This is a genomic window from Streptomyces sp. NBC_01426, assembly GCF_036231985.1.
Lineage (GTDB): Bacteria > Actinomycetota > Actinomycetes > Streptomycetales > Streptomycetaceae > Streptomyces.
In genome coordinates this window covers 1,620,825-1,643,513 of the sequence record NZ_CP109500.1, presented here as the reverse complement: position 1 = coordinate 1,643,513, position 22,689 = coordinate 1,620,825, and the positions used below count along the sequence as shown (strand labels likewise).

The window sequence follows — 22,689 nt, the reverse complement described above, 5'->3', positions numbered from 1 at the left end:
AGGAGCCGGCCGTTTCGAGTACTGGTCATGGCAGGGGTTCCTTCGGGAGCGGCGACTGCTGACAGGGGTGACACATGGAGGGTTTCGTAGCCGGAGCCGCCATGGATTGGTTTGCTCCGGAACTGACAACAAGGGTTCTCCGCGCCTCGAATATCTGGTAGGAAAGTTTCCTAACCGAATCGGGAAGCCTCAACCACCGCATGGAGGCCTTGTGTTCACCCCCCAACGCAAGAACAGGACCGTCGCGCTCGGCGCCCTGCTCGGCGCCGCCCTGCTCGCCGCGCCCGTCGCGGCCCACGCCACGGCGGCCCCGGCCACCGCACCCGCCGCCTCCACCGCGGCGGCCGCGACCGGACTCGACGACCCGGCGAAGAAGGACATCGCCATGCAGATCGTCTCCAGCGCGGAGAACTCCTCGCTGGACTGGAAGGCGCAGTACAAGTACATAGAGGACATCGACGACGGCCGCGGCTACACCGCCGGGATCATCGGGTTCTGTTCCGGCACCGGCGACATGCTGGACCTCGTCGAGTACTACACACAGGTCAGGCCGGGCAACGTGCTCGCGAAGTACCTCCCGGCGCTGCGCAAGGTCGACGGCAGCGACTCGCACGCCGGCCTCGACCCGAACTTCACCAAGGACTGGGCCAAGGCCGCCCAGGACACGGAGTTCAAGAAGGCCCAGGACCACGAGCGCGACCGGGTCTACTTCAACCCCGCCGTCAAGCAGGGCAAGACCGACGGCGTCGGCACCCTCGGCCAGTTCGCCTACTACGACGCCATCGTCATGCACGGCGACGGAAGCGACTCCACCAGCTTCCGCAACATCCGCAAGCGCGCCCTGACCAAGGCCAAGCCCCCGGCCCAGGGCGGCAACGAGACCACCTGGCTGAACGCCTTCCTCGACGCCCGCGTCTGGGCGATGAAGCAGGAGGAGGCCCACAGCGACACCAGCCGCGTCGACACCGCCCAGCGGGTGTGGCTGAAGAAGGGGAACCTGAACCTCGACACCCCGCTCGACTGGAAGGTCTACGGAGACCCCTTCCACATCGGCTGACCCGCCCCACGCACCCCGCGCCCCCCTCCGGCGCCCGCATCCGCGGCCCGGGACGGTCCCTCCCCGTCCCGGGCCGCGGCCGCGTCGGCCGGGCGGGCGGCGCCGGGTGACGCGTGTCTCCCCCGGGTTCCGGCAGGGGGCTGTCCAGACCGGTCCGATCACGAGATATCTTGATGTCGAGCAATGTTGCAGACGAGAGACGCAGACTGTGGAGCGGAGCATCCGGTGACTGACTCGACCATCATCTACACGCACACTGACGAGGCCCCGGCCCTCGCGACGTATTCCTTCCTGCCTGTGATCCAGGCATACGCGTCGACGGCCGGTGTGAATGTCGAGACCCGTGACATCTCCCTGGCCGGTCGGATCATCGCCAGCTTCCCCGAGCACCTGGAAGAGGGCCAGCGCATCGCGGACGCCCTCGCCGAGCTGGGCGAACTGGCGAAGACCCCGGGCGCCAACATCATCAAGCTGCCCAACGTGTCGGCCTCGATCCCGCAGCTCAAGGCCGCGGTCGCCGAGCTCCAGGGCCAGGGCTACGCGCTCCCGGACTACCCGGACGACCCGAAGAGCGACGAGGAGCGCGAGATCCGCGCCCGCTACGACAAGATCAAGGGCAGCGCCGTCAACCCGGTCCTGCGCGAGGGCAACTCCGACCGCCGCGCCCCCGCCTCGGTCAAGAACTACGCCAAGGCCCACCCCCACCGCATGGGCGCCTGGACCTCCGAGTCGAAGACGAACGTCGCCACCATGGGCGCCGACGACTTCCGCTCCACCGAGAAGTCCACCGTGATCACCGAGGCCGGCACGCTCCGCATCGAGCACGTGGCCGCCGACGGCACCACCACCGTCCTGCGCGAGTCCGTACCGGTCCTCGCCGGTGAGGTCGTGGACGCGTCCGTCATGCACGTCGACGCGCTGCGCACCTTCCTGAACGCCCAGATCGAGCGCGCCAAGACCGAGGACGTGCTGTTCTCCGTCCACCTCAAGGCCACGATGATGAAGGTCTCCGACCCCATCGTCTTCGGCCACGTGGTCCGCGCCTTCTTCCCGAAGACCTTCGCCCGCCACGGCGAGACCCTGGCCGCCGCCGGTCTGTCCCCCAACGACGGCCTCGGCACCATCCTGAACGGCCTGGGCGCGCTGCCCGACGCCGCCGCCATCAAGGCCTCGTTCGACGCCGAGCTCGCCGAGGGCCCCGCCCTCGCCATGGTCGACTCGGACAAGGGCATCACCAACCTGCACGTCCCCTCCGACGTGATCGTCGACGCCTCCATGCCGGCGATGATCCGCACCTCCGGTCACATGTGGGGCCCCGACGGCGCCGAGGCCGACACCCTCGCCGTCCTCCCGGACAGCAGCTACGCCGGTGTCTACCAGGCCGTCATCGACGACTGCCGCGCGCACGGCGCCTTCGACCCCTCCACGATGGGCTCGGTGCCGAACGTCGGCCTCATGGCCCAGAAGGCCGAGGAGTACGGCAGCCACGACAAGACCTTCGAGATCGCCGCCGCGGGCACCGTCCGCCTCGTCGACGCCGAGGGCAACGTGGTCCTGGAGCAGAAGGTCGCCAAGGGCGACGTCTTCCGCGCCTGCCAGACCAAGGACGCGCCGATCCAGGACTGGGTCAAGCTCGCCGTCACCCGCGCCCGCGCCACCGGCGACCCGGCCGTCTTCTGGCTGGACGAGGGCCGCGCGCACGACGCGCAGCTGATCGCCAAGGTCAAGACGTACCTCGCCGACCACGACACCGAGGGTCTGACCATCAAGATCCTCTCCCCGGTCGAGGCCACCGCCTTCTCCCTGGAGCGCATCCGCCGCGGCGAGGACACCATCTCGGTCACCGGCAACGTGCTGCGCGACTACCTGACCGACCTCTTCCCGATCCTGGAGCTGGGCACCAGCGCCAAGATGCTGTCGGTCGTCCCGCTGATGAACGGCGGCGGCCTCTTCGAGACCGGCGCCGGCGGCTCCGCCCCGAAGCACGTGCAGCAGCTCGTCAAGGAGAACTACCTGCGCTGGGACTCCCTCGGGGAGTTCCTCGCGCTGGCCGTCTCCTTCGAGCACCTCGCGACCACCACCGGCAACGCCCGCGCCCAGGTGCTGGCCGACACCCTGGACCGCGCGACCGGCACCTTCCTCAACGAGGACAAGTCGCCGAGCCGCAAGCTGGGCGGCATCGACAACCGCGGCAGCCACTTCTACCTCGCCCTGTACTGGGCGCAGGAGCTGGCCAAGCAGACCGACGACGCCGAGCTCGCGACCGCGTTCGAGGCCCTCGCCAAGACGCTGGGCGAGCAGGAGGAGACCATCGTCTCCGAGCTCATCGCGGTGCAGGGCTCGCCGGTGGACATCGGCGGGTACTACCAGCCCGACGCCGCCAAGGCCTCGAAGATCATGCGCCCGTCCGAGACCCTGAACCAGGCGCTCGCGATCCTGGGCTGACGCCCACCGCGTGTCCGCCGACGCCCCGACCGGGACCTCCCGGCCGGGGCGTCGGCGCGTCCGGGGCGCCCGCCGGCCGTATTCCGGTTGTGAAGGGGGCCGGCCCGCGGCTAGTAATACGGGGTGATCACTGGACAGCTGGCCGGGCTGCGCGCCCGCCACCCCGACGACGTGGCGATCCTGCACGCCGGACTCTACGACGACGTCCCGAACCACGCCCGGTCGGACTCGCGCCCCTGGCGCCCACTGACCCTGGCGAGCGGCCACTCCCTCTACGAACCCGACGGGCCCTCCGACGACGGCAAGGCCGCCTTCTCCGTCGTCGACCTGGCCACCGGCGAACTCGCCGGCGAGGGCCTGCTGTGGGGCATCGACCTCCACAACCGGGGCGCCCACCTCGGGATGTCCCTCCTGCCCGGCGCCCGCGGCCGCGGGATCGGCGCGGACACCGTACAGCTCCTGTGCCACTACGGGTTCACCGTGCGCGGTCTGCACCGGCTCCAGTTGGAGACCCTCGCCGACAACCCGGCCATGATCCGGGCCGCACAGAGCGCGGGCTTCCAGGTCGAGGGCACCCTGCGGCGCTCCGCGTGGGTGTACGGGTCCTTCGTCGACGAGGTGATCCTCGGACTGCCCGCCGACGAGTGGCAACGCCCCTCCCGGGACAGCTGATTCGCCCCACAGGAGCCCGCCGGGTGCGTTAGCCTGCCGCCGGTGAGCTGGGGGGAGAACTGGTGGCTCGTCGAGACGACACGTCCTGCGCCGGAATCGGGTGCGTGGGATATCTGCTGCTCAACCTGGTGGTCATCGTCGGAGGGCTGCTCGCCACACCGGTGCTGATCCCCGACCTCATGGCCCGGCAGGACCCGCCGGTACGCGTGGAGGGCCCCGGGGCCTGGGCGATCCTGTACGGCATACCCGTCGTGGTCGCGCTCGCCGTCACGGCCCTCGCCGGTCGGGGTACCGCCGGCTTCGTGTGGTGGCGGTTCCTGGCCCGGGCGGCCCTCCTCCTCGCCGTCGTCGCGGGCGCGGTGCTCTACACCGGGCACCGGGTGGAGGACATCGAATCGTGGAACGCACGCGGCGCCCTGACGAGCGGCGCCGCCGGGCTGGCCGCCCTCGCCGTGTACCTCGGCGTGCGCCGCTGGGACCGCACGCGCGGGGCACGCCCCCGGGCCGGGGAGATCTGGTTGGCCATGGTGCCGCTGCGGGAGGACCCGTCGCGGCACCTGCGGCACTACTGCGTGGTGCTCGCCGCCGGGCTCGGCCGCGCCGAGGTCGCGCAGATCACCACCAAGGACAAGGACGGCCGGCGCGACCACGTCCGGCTCCCCAACGACGGCTGGGACGAGGTCTCCGGCCGCCCCCACTGGGTGGAGATCGGCCACGAGCCCCGGGTCGTCCCCTACCGGAAGTTCCTCGCGTCCCGGCCGCAGGGACGCTGCCCGGACGCCGTCTGGTCCCAACTCCGCTCCCGCCGACCGGCGTCGGCGCGCTCCTCGGTGCCCGCGTCGAGGCTGTGGGGCCGGATCCGCCGGATCTGACCGGCGCCGGTGCCGTGACCGGAAAGGTTCACCGTGTCACGGCGCCCGGCACTAGATTCCGGTGCGGACGTCGGCCGCCACGCGGAAGCCGATGTTGCCCGCGGAGCTGTCCGGGGTGTTGCGGGTGCGGGCGGCGACGCGGTAGCGGTTGCAGTACGAGTCGTGGCACATGTGCGAGCCGCCGCGCATCGCGCGCTCCGGGCCGGTCGCCGCGAAACGGTCCGCGGACCACTCCCAGACGTTGCCGACCGTGTTGTACAGCCCGTGCCCGTTGGGGCGGAAGGACTTCGCGGGGGCCGTGCCCGCGTAGCCGTCCGCACGCGTGTTGTGCCGGGGGAAGTCGCCGTTCCAGATGTTGCACATGTACCGTCCGTCGGGGCGCAGTTCATCACCCCAGGGGTACCGCTTCCCCTCCAAGCCGCCGCGCGCCGCGAACTCCCACTCGGGCTCCGTGGGAAGCCGGGTGCCGGACCAGGCGCAGTAGGCCTGGGCGTCGTTCCACGACACGTGCACCACCGGGTGGTCCTGCCGCGCGGCGAACGAGGACCCCGGTCCCTCGGGGCGCCGCCAGTCCGCGCCGTCGACCGCCCGCCACCACGGGGTGCCGGCCACCGCCGGTGAGCGCGCGGCGAGTCCGGGCGCGAGGAACCCGGCGAAGACGAAGCTGAACCCGAAGGACTCCGCCTCCGTGACGTGCCCGGTGGCCTTCACGAACGAGGCGAACCGGGCGTTGGTGACGGTGGTCGGGGCGATGCGGAACGCCCCGACCACCGCCTCCCGTACCGGCCCCTCGCCGTCCGCCGGGAAGCCGTCCGGGTCCTCGGTGCCCATCAGGAACCGGCCGCCCGCCAGCTCCACCAGATCGCGGGCGGCCCGCCGCGCCGCCGGGTCGACCGGCCGCGCGGGCGGCGGCGGCCCGAGCGTGATCACGGCGGAGGCCGGTTCGCGGCCGGGGGTGCAGCAGGACTCGGTCGGCACGGGCATCACTCCTGGGTGGGCGGTACGGGCGGGTCGGGGGATCAGCCGGCGCGGTCGGCGGCCAGCCGCGCCGCCAGCGCCGGGACGCCGAGGGCCTGCTCCTGTGCGGGTGTGGCCTGGTACAGCAGGTTCTTCAGCTGGTACGGGTCGGCGGCCAGGTCGTAGTACTCCCGGAAGGTGACCTGTCCGGTGCCGGACACGGCGCCCGTCGCGTCGGTGTACAGGTCGTAGTACTCCGTATATTGCTTGTCCTTGGCCACGTACGAGGCCCAGGACTTAGGCCCCTCGCCGCCGGTGCCCTTCTTCCACCACTGGACCAGCAGGTGGTCCCGGGACTCGGAGCCGAGCAGGGACCGCCCGTCCTGACCGGCGGGCCGTGCGAGGCCCGCGGCGTCCAGGATCGTCGGCGCGATGTCGATGTTCGCGACGATGCGGTGGTCCGTGGTGCCGCCGCCGAGACCGCCGGCGGGCCAGGACAGGTAGAAGGGGACCTCGTGGGCGGGGGAGTAGGGCACCGACTTCTTGGTCCAGCCGTGGTCCGCCCAGGTGTAGCCGTTGTCCCCGGTGAAGATGACGAGCGTGTTCTCCAACTGGCCCAGCGCGAAGAGCTTGTCGTGGATGGCCTGCACCGCGTCGTCCACCGAGAGCAGGCTGCGCAGTTGGCGCTTGCGGGTCTCGCGGGCGTCGTCGAGGGTGGATGTCGCGTTGCGGATGTAGGCCGGCTTGTCGGAGCGGTCGTCCTCCGGGACCGAGGGACGGCCGTTCCAGGCGGGGACGGGCGTTTCGGTGTACTTCGGCGCGGGGGTGTTCGGCGCGTGCGAGGCGTACGGGGTGACGTACGCGAACCAGGGCCGGCTGTCGGTGGTCGACTTGTCGAGGAAGGCCAGTGTCCGGTTCTTGACGATGTTGGTGGTGTAGCCGGGGAGCTGTTGGACGGTGCCGTCCACGTTCCAGCGGGCGTCGTTGTAGCCGGGCTGGAGGAGGGCGAACTCCTCGAAGTGCGGCGGATTGTCCGCCAGGGTCCAGGCGTTGAGGTACTTGCCGAACAGCCCCGTGCGGTAGCCGGCCTGCTTGAGGTGGCGCTGCACGGTGGTCGTCTGGTCGAGGCTGTACGAGGCGGAGTTGTTGCGCACGCCGTGGTGGTGCGCGTGCCGTCCGGAGAAGATCGAGGACCGGGACGGCGCGCACAGCGGGGTCGCCGCGTGCCCGTGGGTGAAGGTGACGCCGTGGCCCCCGAGCCATTCGATGGTCTTCGGTATGGCCCAGTCGGTCTGCTTGGGCTGGTCGTCGGTGACGATGAGCAGGATGTTGGGGCGCGCCGCCGGCGCGGCCGCCGCGTCCCGGGCGAGGGCCGGGGTGGCTGCGGTGGCGGCCACGGCCGCAGCGCCGGCGAGGAAGCCGCGTCTGCCGACGGCGGAGTTCCGGGGCCCGCTGGTGGTGTGCTGCTCGCTCACGAGGGTCTCCTGTACGTGCGGGGGAAGGTGACGTACGTACGCGGGGCTCGCACCGGACCTCACGGCCCGCCGAACCCGCAGGTCAGACCCTAGAATTCGGGCAGCCGCGACTCAATGTCGGCCGCATGGCAGTGCTGTGGCAGTGCTGTGGCGCGAACATGGCCACTGTGGCGCGGACATGGCGGCGCCGTGCCGCGCGCGTCACGGCCCGGTGCCGCCCCGTCGAGGCCCCGCCGTGTGCGTACGGCCTCAGAGGCGGTGGACCCGGCCCTCTCCGACGGCCAGCGGGTGGCGTCCGGCGGCCAGGATCCGCAGGCCGGGCGCGACGGCGAGCAGCTCGCGCAGCCAGCGCAGGGTGTCGGCCGTCAGGTGGTCGACGCCGTCCAGGACGAGGAGCATGTCCCGCTCCGCGAGCCAGGAGGCGGCGTCGCGCGTGCCGTAGGGCAGGAAGGGCATGCCGGGTACACAGCCCAGTGCGGCCACCAGCTCCCGGACGCCACCGGCCTCGGCCACGGTGACCACGGCCACCCCGTCGCAGAAGTTGGACGCGAGCCGCCGTGCGACGTCGCGCACCAACAGGCTGCGCGGCGCGCGGAACCGGCCGGTCACGGTCAGCACCCGGCCCCGCCGGACGGCGGTGAGCAGCCATGACAGTTCCGTCGATGTCATCGGCAGTGTTCCGGACGGTCGAGATTCCCCCATCGGCACGATGCCCCCCATTGCATGCGTGACCAGGCGCGGCAAGAGGCGTGCTTCAGGCCGCATGCCGATGATTATGCGCCAGTTTCATGGCAAGACCAGGGGAATGTCTTATTCCGCCGAATGGCTTGCACGGCTTGCCGGGCCCGGTCCGCGCCGGGCGGCGGCCCACGGGGGCGTGTGGTCGGATGGCGATCATGGGCCATGACCACGGTGCACCCCCGGCCGCCGCCGGCACCCTCAGCGGGACCTACCGCCCACGCCTGCTGTGGACCATCGCCATCAGCGTCTCCATCACCGTCCTCCAAGTGGTCGGCTCCCTGCTGTCCGGGAGCCTCGCCCTGCTCGCGGACGCCGCCCACAGCCTCACCGACGCCGTCGGCGTCTGCCTCGCGCTCGGCGCGATCACCCTCGCCTAACGGGCCCCCACCCCGCGCCGCACCTTCGGGTTCTACCGCGTGGAGATCTTCTCGGCCGTACTGAACGCCCTGCTCCTCCTCGGGATCTTCGTCTGGGTCGTGTACTCCGCGATCGGTCGCCTCCGCGAGCCGGTCGAGGTCGAGGGCGGGCTGATGTTCGCCGTCGCCGCCGTGGGCCTCGCCGCCAACGGGGTGGGCCTGTGGCTGCTGCGCGACGCCAAGGATCACAGCCTGAACCTGCGGGGCGCCTACCTGGAGGTGCTGGGCGACGCCCTCGGCTCGATCGCCGTGATCATCGGAGGTCTGGTCATCCTGTTCACCGGATGGCAGGCCGCCGACCCGATCGCCTCCCTCGTCATCGGGGTGATGATCGTCCCGCGCGCCTGGGGACTGCTCCGCGACGCGGCGCACGTGCTGTTGGAGGCCACCCCGCAGGACACGGACCTCGCCGAGGTGCGCGATCACCTCCTGCGCGAGCCGGGCGTACTGGCCGTGCACGACCTGCACGCCTGGACCGTGACCTCCGGCATGCCGGTGCTGACCGCCCACGTCGTCGTCGACCCGGCGACCCTGCGCGGCGAGGACCACGGGCGTCTCCTCACCCGCTTGCAGGCATGTGTCGGCGACCATTTCGACATCGCCCACTCGACCCTCCAGTTGGAGCCCGAGGGCCACGCGGAGGACGGGTCCGCCCTGCACGGCTGACCCTCGCCCACCCCCGGAGCGGTCCACGGCGTGGGTGACGCGCGTCGGCCGGATGACGGAGGGCCCGTAGACGACGCACGCGGCGGGAGGCCCGGCGGGCCGAACGCGGCGCGCCAAGCCCCCAGGTGGGGAACGCCCGCGCCCGCCGTCCCGGGGCCCGCCCGCGGGCCCGCGGGCCGGCGCGGAACGTTGCGGACGCGTCCGCGCGGCCACGGGACCCGACCGGGACCGCGGTGCGCCAAGGGCCCTGCGGCGGAAGCCGTGTTGGCCAAGGCAAAGCGGTCGGCGTAGTTCCCGTGGTCCCCGTGACGTACGTGCCGGGCCCCGGCTCCGGGGGAACGGTTGTTTGGCAGCCGGGAATCGGCTCTACTGCTGTGCAGCCCCGCAGCCGGGGCATATTCCGGGGAGGGGCACACATGAGAGCGGACCGGCGGGCAGAGCGGGAGGCACGACCCGCGTCGCACCGACGCCGTCCCCGCTTCCGGGGGCGCAGACCCCTGCTGGCGTTCCTGATGTCGGCCTTCCTGCTCGTCGGCGTCTGCGCCGCGACGGGCGTCGCCTGGGACCCCTTCACCGCCGACGCCCACCAGAACCGCGCGACGCCCGAGATCGACGCGCCCTGGACCCTCGCCCCCGGTGGCGATCCCTCGTCCGAGGCCTCCCGCACGCCCGAGGCCACCCCGAGCCCGAGCGGATCCCCCGAGGCGTCCGAACCGGCGACCCCGCGCGGACAGGTGGACACCGGGGGCGTCCGCCCTGCGGGCGCCCTGCCCTTCGACATGCCCCGACCGGCCGCGCTGCGCTCGGGCTCCGCCGGCAAGAAGCTGGTGTTCGCCCACTACTTCACCCCGTACCCGCTGTCCCTCGACAACGCGAGCGCGGACGTGGACTACTACACCCGCAACTACCTCGAACCCGAAGGGGAGAGCGGCAAGCACGAGCGGTACGGCGGCCTGCTGCGCGACCGCCCGCTGCCCGTCCAGCCCAAGGGCGGCAACTGGGAGTACGCCAACCTCCAGCAGGAGGTGCGCACCGCCCGCGCCGCCGGCATCGACGGGTTCACCCTCGACATGCTCTCCCTCTCCGGCAAGAACTGGGAGCGCTCCAACCTCCTGATGGAGGCCGCCCGTTCGGTCGACCCCGACTTCAAGATCATGCTGATGCCGGACATGACCTCGCTGAAGACCGACGACCCGGGCGTACTCGCCGACGCCATCGCCGCCCTCGGCAAGAGCCCCGCCGCCCACCGGCTCGGCGACGGACGGCTCGTCGTGTCGCCCTTCAAGGCCGAGGCCAAGAACGTGGCCTGGTGGACCCGGGTGATCGACAACCTGAAGTCCGAGCACGGCATCCGCACCGCCTTCGTCCCCCTCTTCCTCGACTTCGGCGCCAACGGCGCGGCCTTCGCACCGATCAGCCACGGCTTCTCCGAGTGGGGCAGCCGCAGTTACGTCGGCCAGGAGAGCTCGACGCGCGACGTGCGACGGGCCCACGAGATGGGCAAGATCTGGATGCAGCCCGTCTCCGTCCAGGACGCCCGCCCCAACCAGGGCATCTACGACGAGGCCGGCAACACCGCCACCCTCCGGTCCACGTGGACGCACGCCATCGACGACGGCGCCGACTGGGTGCAGCTGACCACCTGGAACGACTACTCCGAGGGCAGCCAGTTCGCCCCGTCCCTGCACAACGGGTACGCCTACCTGGACCTCACCTCGTACTACCTGACCCGCTTCAAGACGGGCGACTGGCCGCGGATCGTCCGCGACACCCTGTACCTCACGGCCCGCACCCAGTTCGCCGCCGCCGACCCGACCGGTGACCAGTCGCTGGTCATGTCGCTGCGCAGGGGCAGCGCGGCCCCCCGGGACACCGTGGAGGTGCTGAGCTTCCTGACGGGGTCGGCGAGGATCCGTACGGCCGTCGGCGCCGCCAAGGACACCCACGAGGCCCCGGCCGGGCTCCACACCGAACTGCTGCCGCTGAAGACGGGCGTCAGCTCGGCGGAGGTGGTGCGGGACGGCCGGACCGTGACGGAGGTCGAGCTCCCCTACCCGGCGGACCGCAGGGTGGAGGTCCAGGACCTCCAGTACTACGCGGCGACCAGCGGCCGGGAGTAGCCCGGCGGCGGGGGCGGCCTTCAGGCCCGGGGGCGGTCTTCCGGCCGCCGGGGCGGTCTTCCGGTCCCAGCCCGCCCCGGGAGATGATCGGCGCACCAGCCGATCCACTCACGGAGGTCCAGTGACCGAGCCGAAAGCCCCGGCGGAGTTCCCCGGCGGGCGTGCCCTGTTCCGGCTCGACCCCGACGTCGCGCACCTCAACCACGGATCGTTCGGCGCCGTACCGGTCCCCGTGCAGCAGGCGCACGCCGCACTCCAGGCAGAGGTCCACCACGACCCCGACGTGTTCTTCATCGGGGTGCCGGAGCGTATCGCCGACGCCCGCGCCCGGGTCGCGACCCACCTCGGCACCGAATCCGACGGCATCGGCTTCATCGCCAACGCCACCGAGGGAGCGAACCTCGCCCTCGACGCCGTCACCCTCGCCGACGGCGACGAGATCCTGGTCACCGACCACGGCTACGGCACGGTGGTCGAGGCGGCGGCCCGCCGCGCACCCCTCACCACGGTCACCCTCGACCCGTACCTCCCCGACGAGGACGCCGTACGGGAGACCGTGCTCGCCGCACTCACCCCCCGCACCAAGGTGGCGGTCCTCGACCACGTCAGCTCGCCGACCGCCCGGCTGATCGCCGGCCCCGCGCTCCTCGCCGACCTGGCTGCCCGCGGCGTCACCACCATCGTCGACGGCGCCCACGCCCCCGGCATGCTCGCCGACCCGCTGGCCGGCGGCGCCGACTTCTGGTTCGGGAACCTGCACAAGTGGGGGTACGCGCCCTCCGGCAGCGCCGTCTTCGCCGTCGCCCCGCGCCACCGGTCCCGGATCCGGGCCCTGGTCCCCTCGTGGGAGGACCGGCACGGCTTCCCCCGCTCCGTCGAGAACCGGGCCACCGTCGACTACACCGGCTGGCTGGCCGCACCCGAGGGCCTGGACCTCCTCGCACGCCTCGACGCGACCGCCGTACGGGCCCACAACGCCGCGCTCGCCGCCCACGGCGCCGCCCTGCTCGCCGAGCTCCCCGGACTCACCCCGCTCCCGCACACCGAGGGGCTCGCCATGCGCGCCCTGCGCCTGCCGCCGGGCATCGCCGAAACCCAGGAGAGCGCCCGCGCCCTGCGCGAACGGATCGCCGCCGAGCTGCGCGTACGCGTACTGATCTGGCCCTGGCCGGGCGGCGGCGGCATCCGGGTCTGCGGCCAGATCTACAACCGGCCCGAGGAGTACGAACGCCTGGCCGCCGCCCTGCCCGACTACCTCAAGGGCGCCTGAGCAGGTACGTGTCCATGATCCAACCCTTGCGGGCGCGGGCCTCGGTCCGCAGCTCCTCGATCCGGTCGGCCACCTCCGCCAGCTTCCCCGAGACCAGGATCTCGTCGGGCGTGCCGACGTAGGCGCCCCAGTGGATGTAGAGGTCCTGGTCGAGGTGGGCCGTGAAGGCGTGCCGCGCGTCCAACATCACCACCACGTCGTCCACGTCCTGCGGCCAGCCCTCCGCGAGCCGCCGCCCGGTGGTGATCTGCACCGGGCGACCCACCCGGTTCAAAGTGGTCCGGTGCCGGGCGAGCAGCGAGGAGATGCTGCTGATGCCGGGCACCACCTCGTGATCGAAGGCGACCCGACCCTTCTCCAGCACCTCGTCGAGGATCGCGAGCGTCGAGTCGTACAACGAGGGGTCGCCCCACACCAGGAACGCCCCGGTCTCGCCGTCCGCCAGGTCCTCGGCGATGAACCGCTCGAAGATCTCCGCCCGGGCGCTGCGCCAGCCGTCCACGGTCGGGGCGTAGTCCGCCGGCGTGCGGTCCCGGTCCGGGTCGCGGCCCTCCACCAGCCGGTGGCCGGGCCGGGCGTACTCGTCCAACATCGCCCGCCGGAGCCCGGTCAGGTCCGACTTCTCCTCGCCCTTCTCCAGGATGAGGAATGCGTCCGAGGCGCCGATCGCCTTGACCGCCTGGAGGGTCAGGTGGTCCGGGTCGCCCGCGCCGATGCCGATCACGTAGAACTTCTTCACCCGGCTATTCTGCCCGTCATGCGCGCCGCCCTGTTCGTCACCTGCGTCAACGACGCGCTGTACCCCCGAACCGGCATCGCCGTGGTCCGTCTCCTGGAGCGGCTCGGCGTCCACGTGGACTTCCCCGCCGCCCAGAGCTGCTGCGGACAACCGCAGTACAACACCGGCTACCGCCACGAGAGCGAACCGCTGATGCGGCGCACCGCCGAGGCCTTCGCGGGCCACGCGTACGTGGTCACCCCCTCCGCGTCCTGCGCCGCCATGATCCGCGAGCACTACCCCCGGATCGGCCGCAGAGCGCAGGACGAGGGACGCGGCCCGGGACTGGCCCGGCTCGCCGACGACCTCGCACCCCGCGTGTACGAGCTGACCGAGTTCCTCGTCGACGTCCTCGGCGTGACCGACGTCGGCGCGTACTTCCCGCACACCGTCACCTACCACCCCTCCTGCCACGGCCTGCGGACCCTGGGCCTCGGGGACCGCCCCCGGCGGCTGCTGGCCGCCGTCAAGGGCCTGGAACTCGTCGAACTCCCCGGGGCCGAGGAATGCTGCGGCTTCGGCGGGACCTTCGCCGTCAAGAACCCGGACGTGTCCGCCGCGATGGGCGCCGACAAGATCCGCGGCGCCGCCTCCACCGGCGCCGAGGTGCTGTGCGGCGCCGACAACTCCTGCCTCGCCCATCTCGACGGCATGCTCCGCCGCCGCGACGTCCCGCTGCGCGCCCTGCACCTCGCGGAGATCCTCGCCGCGACCGAGGAGGGCCCCCTGCGATGACCGCCATCCCGCTCGGCATGCCCGCCTTCCCCACCGCGGCGCGCGACGGCGTGCACGACGAGGTCCTGCGCGCCAACCTCCGGCACGCCACGCACACCATCCGCGACAAACGGGCCCGCGCCGTCGCGGAGTTGGCGGACTGGGACCGGCTCCGTGCGGCCGGCAAGGCGGTCAAGGACCACACGCTCCGCCATCTCGACCGCTACCTGCTGGAGTTGGAGGAGTCGGTCACGGCGGCCGGCGGCACCGTCCACTGGGCCGCGGACGCCGACGAGGCCAACCGGATCGTCACCGCACTGGTCCTGGCCACCGGCGAGCGCGACGTGGTCAAGGTCAAGTCGATGGCCACCCAGGAGATCGGCCTCAACGAGGCCCTGGAAGCCGCCGGGATCGCCGCGTACGAGACCGACCTGGCCGAACTCATCGTGCAACTCGGCCACGACCGGCCCTCCCACATCCTGGTCCCCGCCATCCACCGCAACCGGGCCGAGATCCGGGACATCTTCCGCGCCGAGATGGGGAGTTGGGGCAGGCCCGCACCGGACGGTCTCGGCGACGACCCGCGCGAACTCGCCGAAGCCGCCCGCCTGCACCTGCGCGAGAAGTTCCTGCGCGCCAAAGTCGCCGTGTCCGGGGCCAACTTCATGGTCGCCGAGACCGGCACCATGGTCGTCTTCGAGTCCGAGGGCAACGGCCGGATGTGCCTCACCCTCCCCGACACCCTCATCTCGGTCGTGGGCATCGAGAAGGTGGTGCCGACCTTCCGGGACCTGGAGATCTTCCTCCAGACGCTGCCGCGCTCCTCCACGGCCGAGCGGATGAACCCCTACACCACCATGTGGACCGGCACCACCGACGGCGACGGCCCCACCGCCTTCCACCTCGTCCTCCTCGACAACGGCCGCACCGACACCCTCGCCGACGCCGTCGGCCGCCAGGCCCTGCGCTGCATCCGCTGCTCCGCCTGCCTGAACGTCTGCCCCGTCTACGAACGCGCCGGCGGCCACGCCTACGGCTCGGTCTACCCCGGCCCGATCGGCGCCATCCTCAGCCCCCAACTGCGCGGCACCGGCAGCGAGATCGACGCCTCGCTGCCCTACGCCTCCACCCTGTGCGGCGCCTGCTACGAGGTCTGCCCCGTCGCCATCGACATCCCCGAGGTCCTCGTCCACCTCCGCGAACGCGTCGCCCAAGGCGGCCCCGTGACCCGCGAGGGCATCCGCGTACGCATCCGTCCCGCCCGCGGTCACACCGCCGAACGGGCCGCCATGCGCGCCGCCCGCCTCCTCCTCGACCGCCCCGGCGCCCTCCGCGCGGGGGAGCGACTGCTGTCCCGCGCCCGCCGCCTGCGACCGCGCCGACTGCCCGGGCCCGGCCGGGCCTGGACCGACAGCCGCGAGCTGCCGCGCCCGCCCGCCGAACCCTTCCGCGACTGGTGGGCCCGGGAACGCGGCGACCGGGGAGAGGAACGGCGATGAGCACCAGGGACCGCATCCTGGGCCGCATCCGACGGGCCGTCGACGGCCCCGACACGCAAGTGCCCCGGGACTACCTCCGCCACCACGGCGCCCGCACCCCCGAGCAGAGCGCCGACCTGCTCGCCGCCCACCTCACCGAGTACCGGGCGACGGTGCACCGCGCCGACGAGGACGGCCTGCCGCCGCTCCTGGCACGACTCCTCGCCCGACGGGGCTCCACCACCGTGCTCGTGCCGCCCGACCTGCCCCCGCACTGGCTCGCCGACGCCGACGTGGAACTCGTCCACGACCTGGCCGCGTCCACCCCGCTCGAACTCGACGCGGTGGACAGCGTCGTGACCGGCTGCGCCCTGGCCGTCGCGGAGACCGGCACCCTCGTCCTCGACGGCGGACCCGAACAGGGCCGGCGCCGGATCACCCTGATCCCCGACCACCACGTCTGCGTCGTCCGCATCCCCGACCGGCTGGTGGACTCGGTCCCGCAGGCCCTGGAGCGGCTGGACCCCAACCGCCCGCTGACCTGGATCTCCGGCCCCTCGGCGACCAGCGACATCGAGCTCGACCGGGTGGAGGGCGTACACGGCCCCCGGACCCTGGAGGTCGTCCTGCTCGGCGGGTCCGCACAATAGGACCCATGTCCGCACACATCGCCCTCACCGCCCTCGTGGTCCACGACTACGACGAGGCCATCGACTTCTACACCCGCGCCCTCGGCTTCACCCTCGTCGAGGACACCGCCCGACCCGACGGCTCCCGCTGGGTCGTGGTCCGCCCGCGCGGCGCCACCGAAGCGGCCCTGCTGCTGGCCCGGGCCAAGGACGAGGCCCAGCGCGCCCGGGTCGGCGACCAGACCGGCGGACGCGTCGGGTTCTTCCTCCACACCGACGACTTCGCCGGCGACCACGCCCGGATGACCGCCGAGGGGGTCCGCTTCCTGGAGGAGCCGCGCCACGAGACGTACGGCTCCGTCGCGGTCTTCGAGGACCTGTACGGCAACCGCTGGGACCTGCTCCAGCCGGCGTAGCCCCCGGGAGCGGGACGGTCAGGCCGTCGGCGGTCCGTCCGGGGCCGCGGCGAGCCGGGGCGCCTCGGCCGCCGCGTCCACCACCGCGCCGGCCTCGACCCGACCGGCCAGCGCCCCGGCCCACTCCACCAGCCCGGGCAGGTCGATCCCGTACGGCGCGTCCAGCCCGGCCAGGACGCCCGCGCCGCGCCGCAACAACCGGGCCCCGCCGGTGGCGTTCCCCCGCGCCGCATGCGTGAGCCCCACCGCCAACTGGGCGAGCCCCCGCCACATCGCCGCCTCGCCCGGCGGGCCCGACTTCCAGGCGTCCTCGAACACCTCGTGCGCGTGGAAGGGCATCCCGGCGTCCAGCAGCCGCTGCGCCTGCGCGACGGTCGCGGCGGGCGTCCGCACCACCCCTTCGGGCTGCCGCTCGACACCCGGCGCCCCGTACGGCAACGGCCGCCCGAGCCCGTCCCGCGGCCGCGCGCTCCGCGCCCGCCCCTCGCCATCCCGATCCCGTGCGTTCACCCGCACATCCTCTCTCCCGCCGATCACCGGTGCACGCGTACCCCTCGGTGTGGGGTAATGTTCTGCATGTGCCCGGCACGAGGGGGAAACCCCAGGTGGAAGGCGCAAAGCAGAACGGGACGTGGCGCAGCTTGGTAGCGCACTTGACTGGGGGTCAAGGGGTCGCAGGTTCAAATCCTGTCGTCCCGACTCGACAGAGTCGTGAAGCAGAGGCCGTATCGGATTCATCCGATACGGCCTCTCTTTCGTTCCCGCCGTCCGCCCCCGGCCGCGCGTACGCGTCGTGCGCCGTGCGGGGCCAAGTGCCGTGACCCCGGCCGCTGTTCAGGCGGACCGTAGGCCGTGCCGGCCGGGTGGCGCGGGCGCCTGTGGGGCCGCGCTCTCATCCGCGTACGGTGTGGTTCCCGACCGGTTGCGGGGATGTGCCCGCCCGGTCCGACAGACTTCATGCCGTGGCGCGTATCCCGGCGGTATCCGGGCAGACGCATCGGCAGCAGGACGGAAGGATGATGGCGGATGGTGCCGGGAGTGGAGAAAGAGCGGTTCACCGTGGTGGAGCGGGCCGCGGACGGCGCCGTGATCCTGGCTCTCACCGGGGAGCTGGACCACGACACCGCCCAGCCCCTGCGGGATGCCCTCGACGCGGCGATCAGCCCGGGCGTCCGCCTGCTGGTGGACCTCTCGAAGCTGGAGTTCTGCGATTCCACCGGTTTGAACGTGCTGCTGCACAGCAGGATCTCGGCCCAGGAGGCCGAGGGCACCCTGGAGCTGGCGGGCCTGACCGGACCCGTCGCACGGATGTTCCGCATCACCGGCGCGGACGGGGTCTTCCCCGTGCACGCCGACGTGGAGCAGGCGCTCAGTGGGCGACAGCCCGGCTAGACGGTCGACCCCGACGGGCGGAGGCCCGACGGTCCGCACAGGAATAGAGACACGGACACGGATACGGACGCGAGGAGTCTGAGCGCCATGGAGCAGCGTGGGTCGTCCGACCGGACCTGGCTCCTGGAGCTGGCGGGCGCCCGTAACCCGGTGACGCGCAGCCGGGACTTCACCCGCATGGCGCTCGACACCTGGCGGTGGTCCGCGGACGCGACCGACGACGTGCTGCTCCTGGTGTCCGAGGTCGTGTCGAACGCCTGCCTGCACGGCGGCGGGCCGGGCGTGCTCGTCCTCGACCGCACGCCGGAGCGGCTGCGGATAGAGGTGACCGACGGCAACCCCGCCCCGCCGGTCCCGGTGCCGGCGGGCTCCGCCATACCGGGGCGGCCCGGCGGGCACGGGATGCTGATCGTGGAACGGCTCTCCCGGTCCTGGGGTTCGCGGCCGGGCCCGGACGGGAAGTGCGTCTGGCTGGAGGTCGGACCCGACGGAGTGGACGGGCCCCTCAGCCCTTCGGGCTGAGGGCGTCGAGGGCCGCGAGGACCTCGCCCGTCGCGCTCACCCGGCCGATGCGCGGGAAGATCTTGCCGAAGGTGTGGGCGTGCGCGTCGGGATCCGTGTCGGCGGTGGCGTCCTCGGCGAAGACCAGCTCGTAACTGTGCTCCCAGGCCGTTCGGGCCGTGGACTCCACGCCGATGCTGGTGGAGATGCCGGCGAGGACGATCCGACGGACGCCGCGGCGGCGCAGTTGCAGATCGAGTTCCGTGCCGGTGAACGCGCCCCAGTGCCGCTTGGTGACGATCACGGTCCCGAGCGCGGCCAGCTCGGCGGGGATCTCCGAGAACGCAGCGGGCGGGGCCGATGCCGGGCCGGGCCGGTCGACCCGGCGAACGGGCAGGTCACCGCCGTCGGGGGACCAGGCGACCCGCACCAGCACCACCGGCAGCCCGCGGGCGCGGAAGGCCTCGGCGAGGGCGATGCCGTTCTTCAGGACCTCAGGGGCGGGCCTGGTGGTGGGCAGCGCCAGGATCCCGTTCTGGAGGTCGACGAGGACCAGCGCCGTGGCGGAATCGAGGGTCAGGTCGGGCTCGGGGCGGTCGGGCGACGCGGGCGCGGTCATGGGGTCGGTCTCCTCGGGTCGTGGGGTGTTCAGTCCTCGGCCAACCGCCGCAGCAGTGGCACGACATCGGCCACCATCCGCTGCTCCGCCGGACTCAGACGCTCGGCGATCAGCTCGGCGAGCCGGCCGTGGCCCGCCTCGCGGCGCTCCCTCACGAGGGCCCGGCCCTCGGGCGTGAGCGAGATCGGCAGCCTGCGCCCGTCCGTGGGGTGCGGGGTGCGGACGACGAGGCCCTCGGCCTGGAGGGAGTTCACAGTGGCGATGACGGACTGGGGGCGGATCTTCTCCGCCCGGGCCAGCTCCGACGCCGTGCAGGGCCCGAGCCGGTCGAGCCGCTTGAGCACGGACATCTGCGACAGGCTGATCCCGCCACCGGCGGCGGCCCTCATCTGCCGCACCAGCATGCCGAGCGCGAGTTGCAGTTCCTCGGCCGTGTCACGGGGCCGAGGGGCTCGGGGGGTGGTGGACGAATCGGGGGACATGTCGCCACGGTAGGGACATACAGTCAAACTTGCAAGGTGGCCTTATGGCTTTCCGGGCACATGGCCCGCGGACCCCGTGGCCGTCGATTCCGTCCCGGCCGATTCCGTCCCGGCCGAGTCGGCCGCGGCCGAGTCGGTCGTGGTCGAGTCCGGCGGGGTGGCCTCCGGCAGGGTGGCCTTTGGCAGGGCGGGCTCGGGCAGGCGCCGGGCCAGGGCCCACGCCAGGAGCGGCAGGACGATCAGCGGCAGCAGCGCGGTGCGCAGCGAGGAGGCGTCGGCGAGGGCACCGATCAGCGGGCTCGCCACCCCGCCGATGCTGACCGTCAGGCCCAGGGTGACCCCGCTCGCGGTGCCCATGCGGGTCGGCAGGTAGTCCTGGCCCAGGGTCACCTGGAGCGAGAACGGCACGTACAGCGCGGTGGCGGCCAGCGCGGCGCACCCGTACACGAGGGGCAGCGGCAGGAACACGATCCCCGCCACGGCGGGGACGGCGGCGGCGTAGGCCCGGCGCACGGCGGGTACCCGGCCCCAGCGCGCGGCGAGCGGGCCCCCGAGCAGAGTGCCGCCCGCGCTGCCCGCGAACAGGGCGAACAGGGCCACGGACCCGGCGCTCGCACCGCCCCCGCGCTCACGCACGTACAGCGCGATGAAGGTGCTGAGTCCGACGAAGACGATCGAGCGAACGACCACGACGAGCGACAGGCGCAGGAACGCCCGCCGGTCCTCCCGTGCCCGCGCGACGGCCGGCCCGGCGGGGTCGGTCGTACCGGCCCGCTTCCGGGCGGACGGCGGCCGGTTGAGGAACACGCCCACGACCGCCGGCAGCGCCAACAACCACCACCCGACCGGGCCGGACACCGACAGCGCCGCGAACACCAGCAGCGGCGCGCACGCGAAGCCGATGTTCCCGCCGAGGGCGAACCAGCTCATCGCGGCGTGCCCGTCGCCCGGCCAGGTACGCACGAGACGGGCCGCCGCCGGGTGGTACGCGGCCACCCCGAACCCGGACACGGCGACCGCCGCGAGGGTGGCGCGGTACCCGGCGTCCAGACCGACGAGCGCGATCCCGAGCCCGGCGGCCCCCGCGGCCACCGGGATCAGCCAGGGCACGGCCCGCCGGTCGGTGAGCGCCCCGAACAGCGGCTGCGCCACGGAGGAGAGGAGGGACGCGGCGAGCACGATGCCGGACGCGGCGGCGTAGCCGTAGGCCCGCTCGGAGGCGAGGAAGGGCACGAGGGCGGAGACCGCGCCCTGATAGACGTCCACGCAGGCGTGACCGGCGGAGAAGCCGGCCACGCGCAGGCGGCCGGGCGTACGTCGGGGTCGGGGGGTCACGGAGGGTGTCTCGATCGATGTCACCGATCGAGAATCTCCCGGGGGCAGGGCGTCCCGCTTCCGATAAAATGCCCGGTGATGCAGAAATTCCGCCAACCCGACGCGGAGCACCGGCCGCGGGCCCTGACCAACGTCAACCGGCTCGACACGCACGTCGGGATCCCCGCGCACCACCACGACGATCACCAGATCGCCTACGCGGGCTCCGGGATGCTCTCGGTCACCACCGACGCCGGCACGTGGGTCGCGCCCACCACCCGCGCGCTGTGGATCCCGGCCGGGACGGTGCACGAGCACCGCGCGTACGGACGCACCGACCTGCACTGCGTGGGCCTGCCGACCCGCCACGCCCCGCTGCCCCCGGACCGACCGGCGGTGATCGCGGTGGGACCGCTGCTGCGGGAACTGCTCCTGGCGTACACCCGCGAACCGGACGACGGGAGCCCGGCACGCCGCCGCTTGTTGGCGGTGCTCCTGGACCGACTGCGGGTCTCGCCGCTCCAGCCCCTGCACCTGCCCGCGCCCACCGACCCCCGGCTGGCGGCGGTGTGCGCGGTGCTGGAAGCCGACCCGGCGGACGGGCGGGGACTGGCGGCGCTGGGGGCGGCGGCCGGCGCGGGCGCGGGGGAACGGACGCTGAGCCGGCTGTTCCGCGCCGACCTGGGCATGACGTTCCCGCAGTGGCGCACGCAGTTGCGGCTGCACCAGGCGCTGCGGTTGCTCGCCGTGGGAACGCCGGTGACGGCGGTCGCGCACCGCTGCGGCTGGTCGTCCGCGAGCGCGTTCATCGACGTGTTCCGACGCGCCTTCGGCCACACGCCGGGCACACACCTGTAGCCGACCCGCGGGCCGTAGGGCCTGCGGGTCTCGGCGCGCCCGCGCGGTCAGTCGGCGCGGCGGTCGTCGAAGTCGACGGACAGGAAGGGCCAGGCCGAGGCCAAGCCGGCGAGCTGCTCGACGACCAGATCGCACGCGGCGTCGGTCGTGCCCGCGGCGTCGGTCGTGGCCGTCGCTCCGGCGGGGCGGAAGTGGACGACCGTGCCCGTGGTGCCGTCGTCCGCGATCGGCGTCAGACCGGTCGCCGGCACACCGTGCTCGTAGCGTTGGCTCCAGGCGCCGCCCGCACGGCGGTTGATGTGGACGAGCCACTCGCTCAGCGCCGCGACCACGGACATGCCCCGGCGCGGATGTCCGTCGGGCAGTGACTCGGCGTCGGGGTGGTCGAAGAACCGCAGGTCCTTCGTCGCCATGACGGGCTTGCGGACCGGCCGGCCCTGCTCGTCGAAACGGGTGTCGGTGCCCCGCCCGTCGTCCGCGACGGACACCGACCCGTCGGGGCGGAGCGTCACGGTACAGCGGCCCGCGCCCCTGGACTCCGCCTCGTCGGCCGCGTAGGCGAGGACTTCCAGGATCAGCTGCCGTAGCCCGCCGGGAGCGAAACCGGCCGGGTCCCGACGGATGAGGGCGAGGTGCTCCGGATCCACGGATCTCGCCCAGTCGTGCGTGGTGTTGCGCCAGGGCGTACTCGAATCATCCATCACGGAAGTATGTCGACCGTGCCGTGGGCGCCGGGGGCGGGCCCCTCGAACCGTCCGGGGGCGCGGACACCATGGGATGATCTTCCGCGGGGCGGGCCACGCAGCATACTGGCCGG

At 72.8% G+C, this 22,689-nt stretch carries 22 protein-coding genes, 1 tRNA gene and 1 pseudogene; 15 read left to right on the top strand and 9 right to left on the bottom strand.

Going from position 1 to position 22,689, the window contains the following annotated elements; translation table 11 throughout:
- Positions 1–211 precede the first annotated feature (211 nt).
- From OG906_RS07220 to OG906_RS07205, 4 genes are all read left to right on the top strand, one after another.
- A complete protein-coding gene (locus tag OG906_RS07220) occupies positions 212–1,057 on the top strand; it encodes a chitosanase (protein WP_443067361.1) in 846 nt (281 codons plus the stop codon).
- Between the two features lie 225 nt (positions 1,058–1,282).
- Positions 1,283–3,502: an NADP-dependent isocitrate dehydrogenase gene (locus OG906_RS07215; protein WP_329441045.1), complete on the top strand. Its 2,220-nt coding sequence runs from the start codon at positions 1,283–1,285 to the stop codon at positions 3,500–3,502.
- Between the two features lie 123 nt (positions 3,503–3,625).
- Positions 3,626–4,174: a GNAT family N-acetyltransferase gene (locus OG906_RS07210; protein ID WP_329441044.1), complete on the top strand. Its 549-nt coding sequence runs from the start codon at positions 3,626–3,628 to the stop codon at positions 4,172–4,174.
- A 62-nt stretch (positions 4,175–4,236) separates the two neighbouring features.
- Positions 4,237–5,046: a hypothetical protein gene (locus OG906_RS07205; protein WP_329441042.1), complete on the top strand. Its 810-nt coding sequence runs from the start codon at positions 4,237–4,239 to the stop codon at positions 5,044–5,046.
- 51 nt (positions 5,047–5,097) lie between these two features.
- On the opposite strand, the gene OG906_RS07200 is transcribed toward OG906_RS07205, so the two are convergent.
- The 3 genes from OG906_RS07200 to OG906_RS07190 form a co-directional block, all read right to left on the bottom strand.
- Positions 5,098–6,030, bottom strand: a complete 933-nt coding sequence (locus OG906_RS07200; protein ID WP_392897555.1) for a formylglycine-generating enzyme family protein — start codon at positions 6,028–6,030, stop codon at positions 5,098–5,100.
- 35 nt (positions 6,031–6,065) lie between these two features.
- The gene (locus tag OG906_RS07195; protein WP_329441039.1) at positions 6,066–7,478 is read right to left on the bottom strand and encodes a sulfatase family protein; all 1,413 of its coding nucleotides are present in this window, start codon (positions 7,476–7,478) and stop codon (positions 6,066–6,068) included.
- 249 nt (positions 7,479–7,727) lie between these two features.
- Positions 7,728–8,147, bottom strand: coding sequence for a hypothetical protein (locus OG906_RS07190; RefSeq protein ID WP_267799694.1), 420 nt, complete (start codon positions 8,145–8,147; stop codon positions 7,728–7,730).
- A 227-nt stretch (positions 8,148–8,374) separates the two neighbouring features.
- Here OG906_RS07190 and OG906_RS07185 point away from each other — a divergent pair.
- The 3 genes and pseudogenes from OG906_RS07185 to OG906_RS07175 all read left to right on the top strand — a co-directional run bounded on the left by OG906_RS07185 (position 8,375) and on the right by OG906_RS07175 (position 12,691).
- Positions 8,375–9,301: pseudogene (locus OG906_RS07185) on the top strand (cation diffusion facilitator family transporter).
- A 416-nt stretch (positions 9,302–9,717) separates the two neighbouring features.
- Complete coding sequence (locus OG906_RS07180; protein WP_329441036.1) at positions 9,718–11,421, top strand: glycoside hydrolase family 71 protein; 1,704 nt, start codon at positions 9,718–9,720, stop codon at positions 11,419–11,421.
- A 121-nt stretch (positions 11,422–11,542) separates the two neighbouring features.
- Positions 11,543–12,691, top strand: a complete 1,149-nt coding sequence (locus OG906_RS07175) for an aminotransferase class V-fold PLP-dependent enzyme (RefSeq protein WP_329441034.1) — start codon at positions 11,543–11,545, stop codon at positions 12,689–12,691.
- Here OG906_RS07175 and cobF read toward each other — a convergent pair.
- Entirely contained in the window at positions 12,678–13,430 is a 753-nt protein-coding gene (gene cobF / locus OG906_RS07170; RefSeq protein WP_329441032.1) for a precorrin-6A synthase (deacetylating), read from the bottom strand. The genes OG906_RS07175 and cobF overlap by 14 nt on opposite strands.
- A gap of 18 nt (positions 13,431–13,448) precedes the next feature.
- On the opposite strand from cobF, the gene OG906_RS07165 reads away from it, so the two are divergent.
- Genes OG906_RS07165 through OG906_RS07150 form a run of 4 tightly spaced genes read left to right on the top strand, consistent with a single transcriptional unit; the run spans position 13,449 to position 16,706 of the window.
- Positions 13,449–14,204, top strand: coding sequence for a (Fe-S)-binding protein (locus OG906_RS07165; protein ID WP_329441029.1), 756 nt, complete (start codon positions 13,449–13,451; stop codon positions 14,202–14,204).
- Positions 14,201–15,682 carry a lactate utilization protein B gene (locus OG906_RS07160; protein ID WP_329441028.1) on the top strand — a complete coding sequence of 494 codons (1,482 nt, stop codon included), beginning with the start codon at positions 14,201–14,203 and terminating at the stop codon, positions 15,680–15,682. The genes OG906_RS07165 and OG906_RS07160 overlap by 4 nt, the downstream gene beginning before the upstream one ends.
- Positions 15,679–16,311 (top strand): LutC/YkgG family protein, encoded by a 633-nt coding sequence (locus OG906_RS07155; RefSeq protein WP_329441026.1) that lies wholly within the window; start codon positions 15,679–15,681, stop codon positions 16,309–16,311. The genes OG906_RS07160 and OG906_RS07155 overlap by 4 nt, the downstream gene beginning before the upstream one ends.
- Before the next feature lie 5 nt (positions 16,312–16,316).
- Positions 16,317–16,706 carry a VOC family protein gene (locus OG906_RS07150; protein ID WP_267827191.1) on the top strand — a complete coding sequence of 130 codons (390 nt, stop codon included), beginning with the start codon at positions 16,317–16,319 and terminating at the stop codon, positions 16,704–16,706.
- 18 nt (positions 16,707–16,724) lie between these two features.
- On the opposite strand, the gene OG906_RS07145 is transcribed toward OG906_RS07150, so the two are convergent.
- Positions 16,725–17,216 carry a DUF309 domain-containing protein gene (locus OG906_RS07145; RefSeq protein WP_329441023.1) on the bottom strand — a complete coding sequence of 164 codons (492 nt, stop codon included), beginning with the start codon at positions 17,214–17,216 and terminating at the stop codon, positions 16,725–16,727.
- Between the two features lie 115 nt (positions 17,217–17,331).
- Between OG906_RS07145 and OG906_RS07140 the strand changes: the two genes are divergently transcribed.
- From OG906_RS07140 to OG906_RS07130, 3 genes are all read left to right on the top strand, one after another.
- A tRNA-Pro gene (locus OG906_RS07140) sits at positions 17,332–17,405 on the top strand.
- Between the two features lie 327 nt (positions 17,406–17,732).
- Positions 17,733–18,098 (top strand): STAS domain-containing protein, encoded by a 366-nt coding sequence (locus OG906_RS07135; RefSeq protein ID WP_267799683.1) that lies wholly within the window; start codon positions 17,733–17,735, stop codon positions 18,096–18,098.
- Positions 18,099–18,185: 87 nt separating this feature from the next.
- Positions 18,186–18,620 carry an ATP-binding protein gene (locus OG906_RS07130; protein ID WP_329441022.1) on the top strand — a complete coding sequence of 145 codons (435 nt, stop codon included), beginning with the start codon at positions 18,186–18,188 and terminating at the stop codon, positions 18,618–18,620.
- On the opposite strand, the gene OG906_RS07125 is transcribed toward OG906_RS07130, so the two are convergent.
- From OG906_RS07125 to OG906_RS07115, 3 genes are read right to left on the bottom strand one after another with little or no spacing between them, the layout of a single operon-like run.
- Positions 18,604–19,218 carry a hydrolase gene (locus OG906_RS07125; protein ID WP_329441020.1) on the bottom strand — a complete coding sequence of 205 codons (615 nt, stop codon included), beginning with the start codon at positions 19,216–19,218 and terminating at the stop codon, positions 18,604–18,606. The genes OG906_RS07130 and OG906_RS07125 overlap by 17 nt on opposite strands.
- 29 nt (positions 19,219–19,247) lie before the next feature.
- A complete protein-coding gene (locus OG906_RS07120) occupies positions 19,248–19,700 on the bottom strand; it encodes a MarR family winged helix-turn-helix transcriptional regulator (RefSeq protein ID WP_329441018.1) in 453 nt (150 codons plus the stop codon).
- Positions 19,701–19,742: 42 nt separating this feature from the next.
- A complete protein-coding gene (locus OG906_RS07115; protein ID WP_329441016.1) occupies positions 19,743–21,035 on the bottom strand; it encodes an MFS transporter in 1,293 nt (430 codons plus the stop codon).
- A gap of 78 nt (positions 21,036–21,113) precedes the next feature.
- On the opposite strand from OG906_RS07115, the gene OG906_RS07110 reads away from it, so the two are divergent.
- On the top strand, positions 21,114–21,872 hold the full coding sequence (locus OG906_RS07110; RefSeq protein ID WP_329441015.1) for an AraC family transcriptional regulator: 759 nt from the start codon (positions 21,114–21,116) through the stop codon (positions 21,870–21,872).
- Positions 21,873–21,919: 47 nt separating this feature from the next.
- Here OG906_RS07110 and OG906_RS07105 read toward each other — a convergent pair whose 3' ends face one another.
- The gene (locus OG906_RS07105) at positions 21,920–22,573 is read right to left on the bottom strand and encodes an ATP-binding protein (protein WP_329441013.1); all 654 of its coding nucleotides are present in this window, start codon (positions 22,571–22,573) and stop codon (positions 21,920–21,922) included.
- Positions 22,574–22,689: the final 116 nt, after the last annotated feature.

Bases quoted from the DNA above. Each gene is read 5' to 3' on its own strand.
- OG906_RS07200 (WP_392897555.1), bottom strand. From the start codon at position 6,030: ATGCCCGTGCCGACCGAGTCCTGCTGCACCCCCGGCCGCGAACCGGCC.
- OG906_RS07190 (WP_267799694.1), bottom strand. From the start codon at position 8,147: ATGACATCGACGGAACTGTCATGGCTGCTCACCGCCGTCCGGCGGGGC.
- OG906_RS07180 (WP_329441036.1), top strand. From the start codon at position 9,718: ATGAGAGCGGACCGGCGGGCAGAGCGGGAGGCACGACCCGCGTCGCAC.
- OG906_RS07165 (WP_329441029.1), top strand. From the start codon at position 13,449: ATGCGCGCCGCCCTGTTCGTCACCTGCGTCAACGACGCGCTGTACCCC.
- OG906_RS07160 (WP_329441028.1), top strand. From the start codon at position 14,201: ATGACCGCCATCCCGCTCGGCATGCCCGCCTTCCCCACCGCGGCGCGC.
- OG906_RS07155 (WP_329441026.1), top strand. From the start codon at position 15,679: ATGAGCACCAGGGACCGCATCCTGGGCCGCATCCGACGGGCCGTCGAC.
- OG906_RS07150 (WP_267827191.1), top strand. From the start codon at position 16,317: ATGTCCGCACACATCGCCCTCACCGCCCTCGTGGTCCACGACTACGAC.
- OG906_RS07135 (WP_267799683.1), top strand. From the start codon at position 17,733: ATGGTGCCGGGAGTGGAGAAAGAGCGGTTCACCGTGGTGGAGCGGGCC.
- OG906_RS07130 (WP_329441022.1), top strand. From the start codon at position 18,186: ATGGAGCAGCGTGGGTCGTCCGACCGGACCTGGCTCCTGGAGCTGGCG.
- OG906_RS07125 (WP_329441020.1), bottom strand. From the start codon at position 19,218: ATGACCGCGCCCGCGTCGCCCGACCGCCCCGAGCCCGACCTGACCCTC.
- OG906_RS07120 (WP_329441018.1), bottom strand. From the start codon at position 19,700: ATGTCCCCCGATTCGTCCACCACCCCCCGAGCCCCTCGGCCCCGTGAC.
- OG906_RS07110 (WP_329441015.1), top strand. From the start codon at position 21,114: ATGCAGAAATTCCGCCAACCCGACGCGGAGCACCGGCCGCGGGCCCTG.
- OG906_RS07105 (WP_329441013.1), bottom strand. From the start codon at position 22,573: ATGGATGATTCGAGTACGCCCTGGCGCAACACCACGCACGACTGGGCG.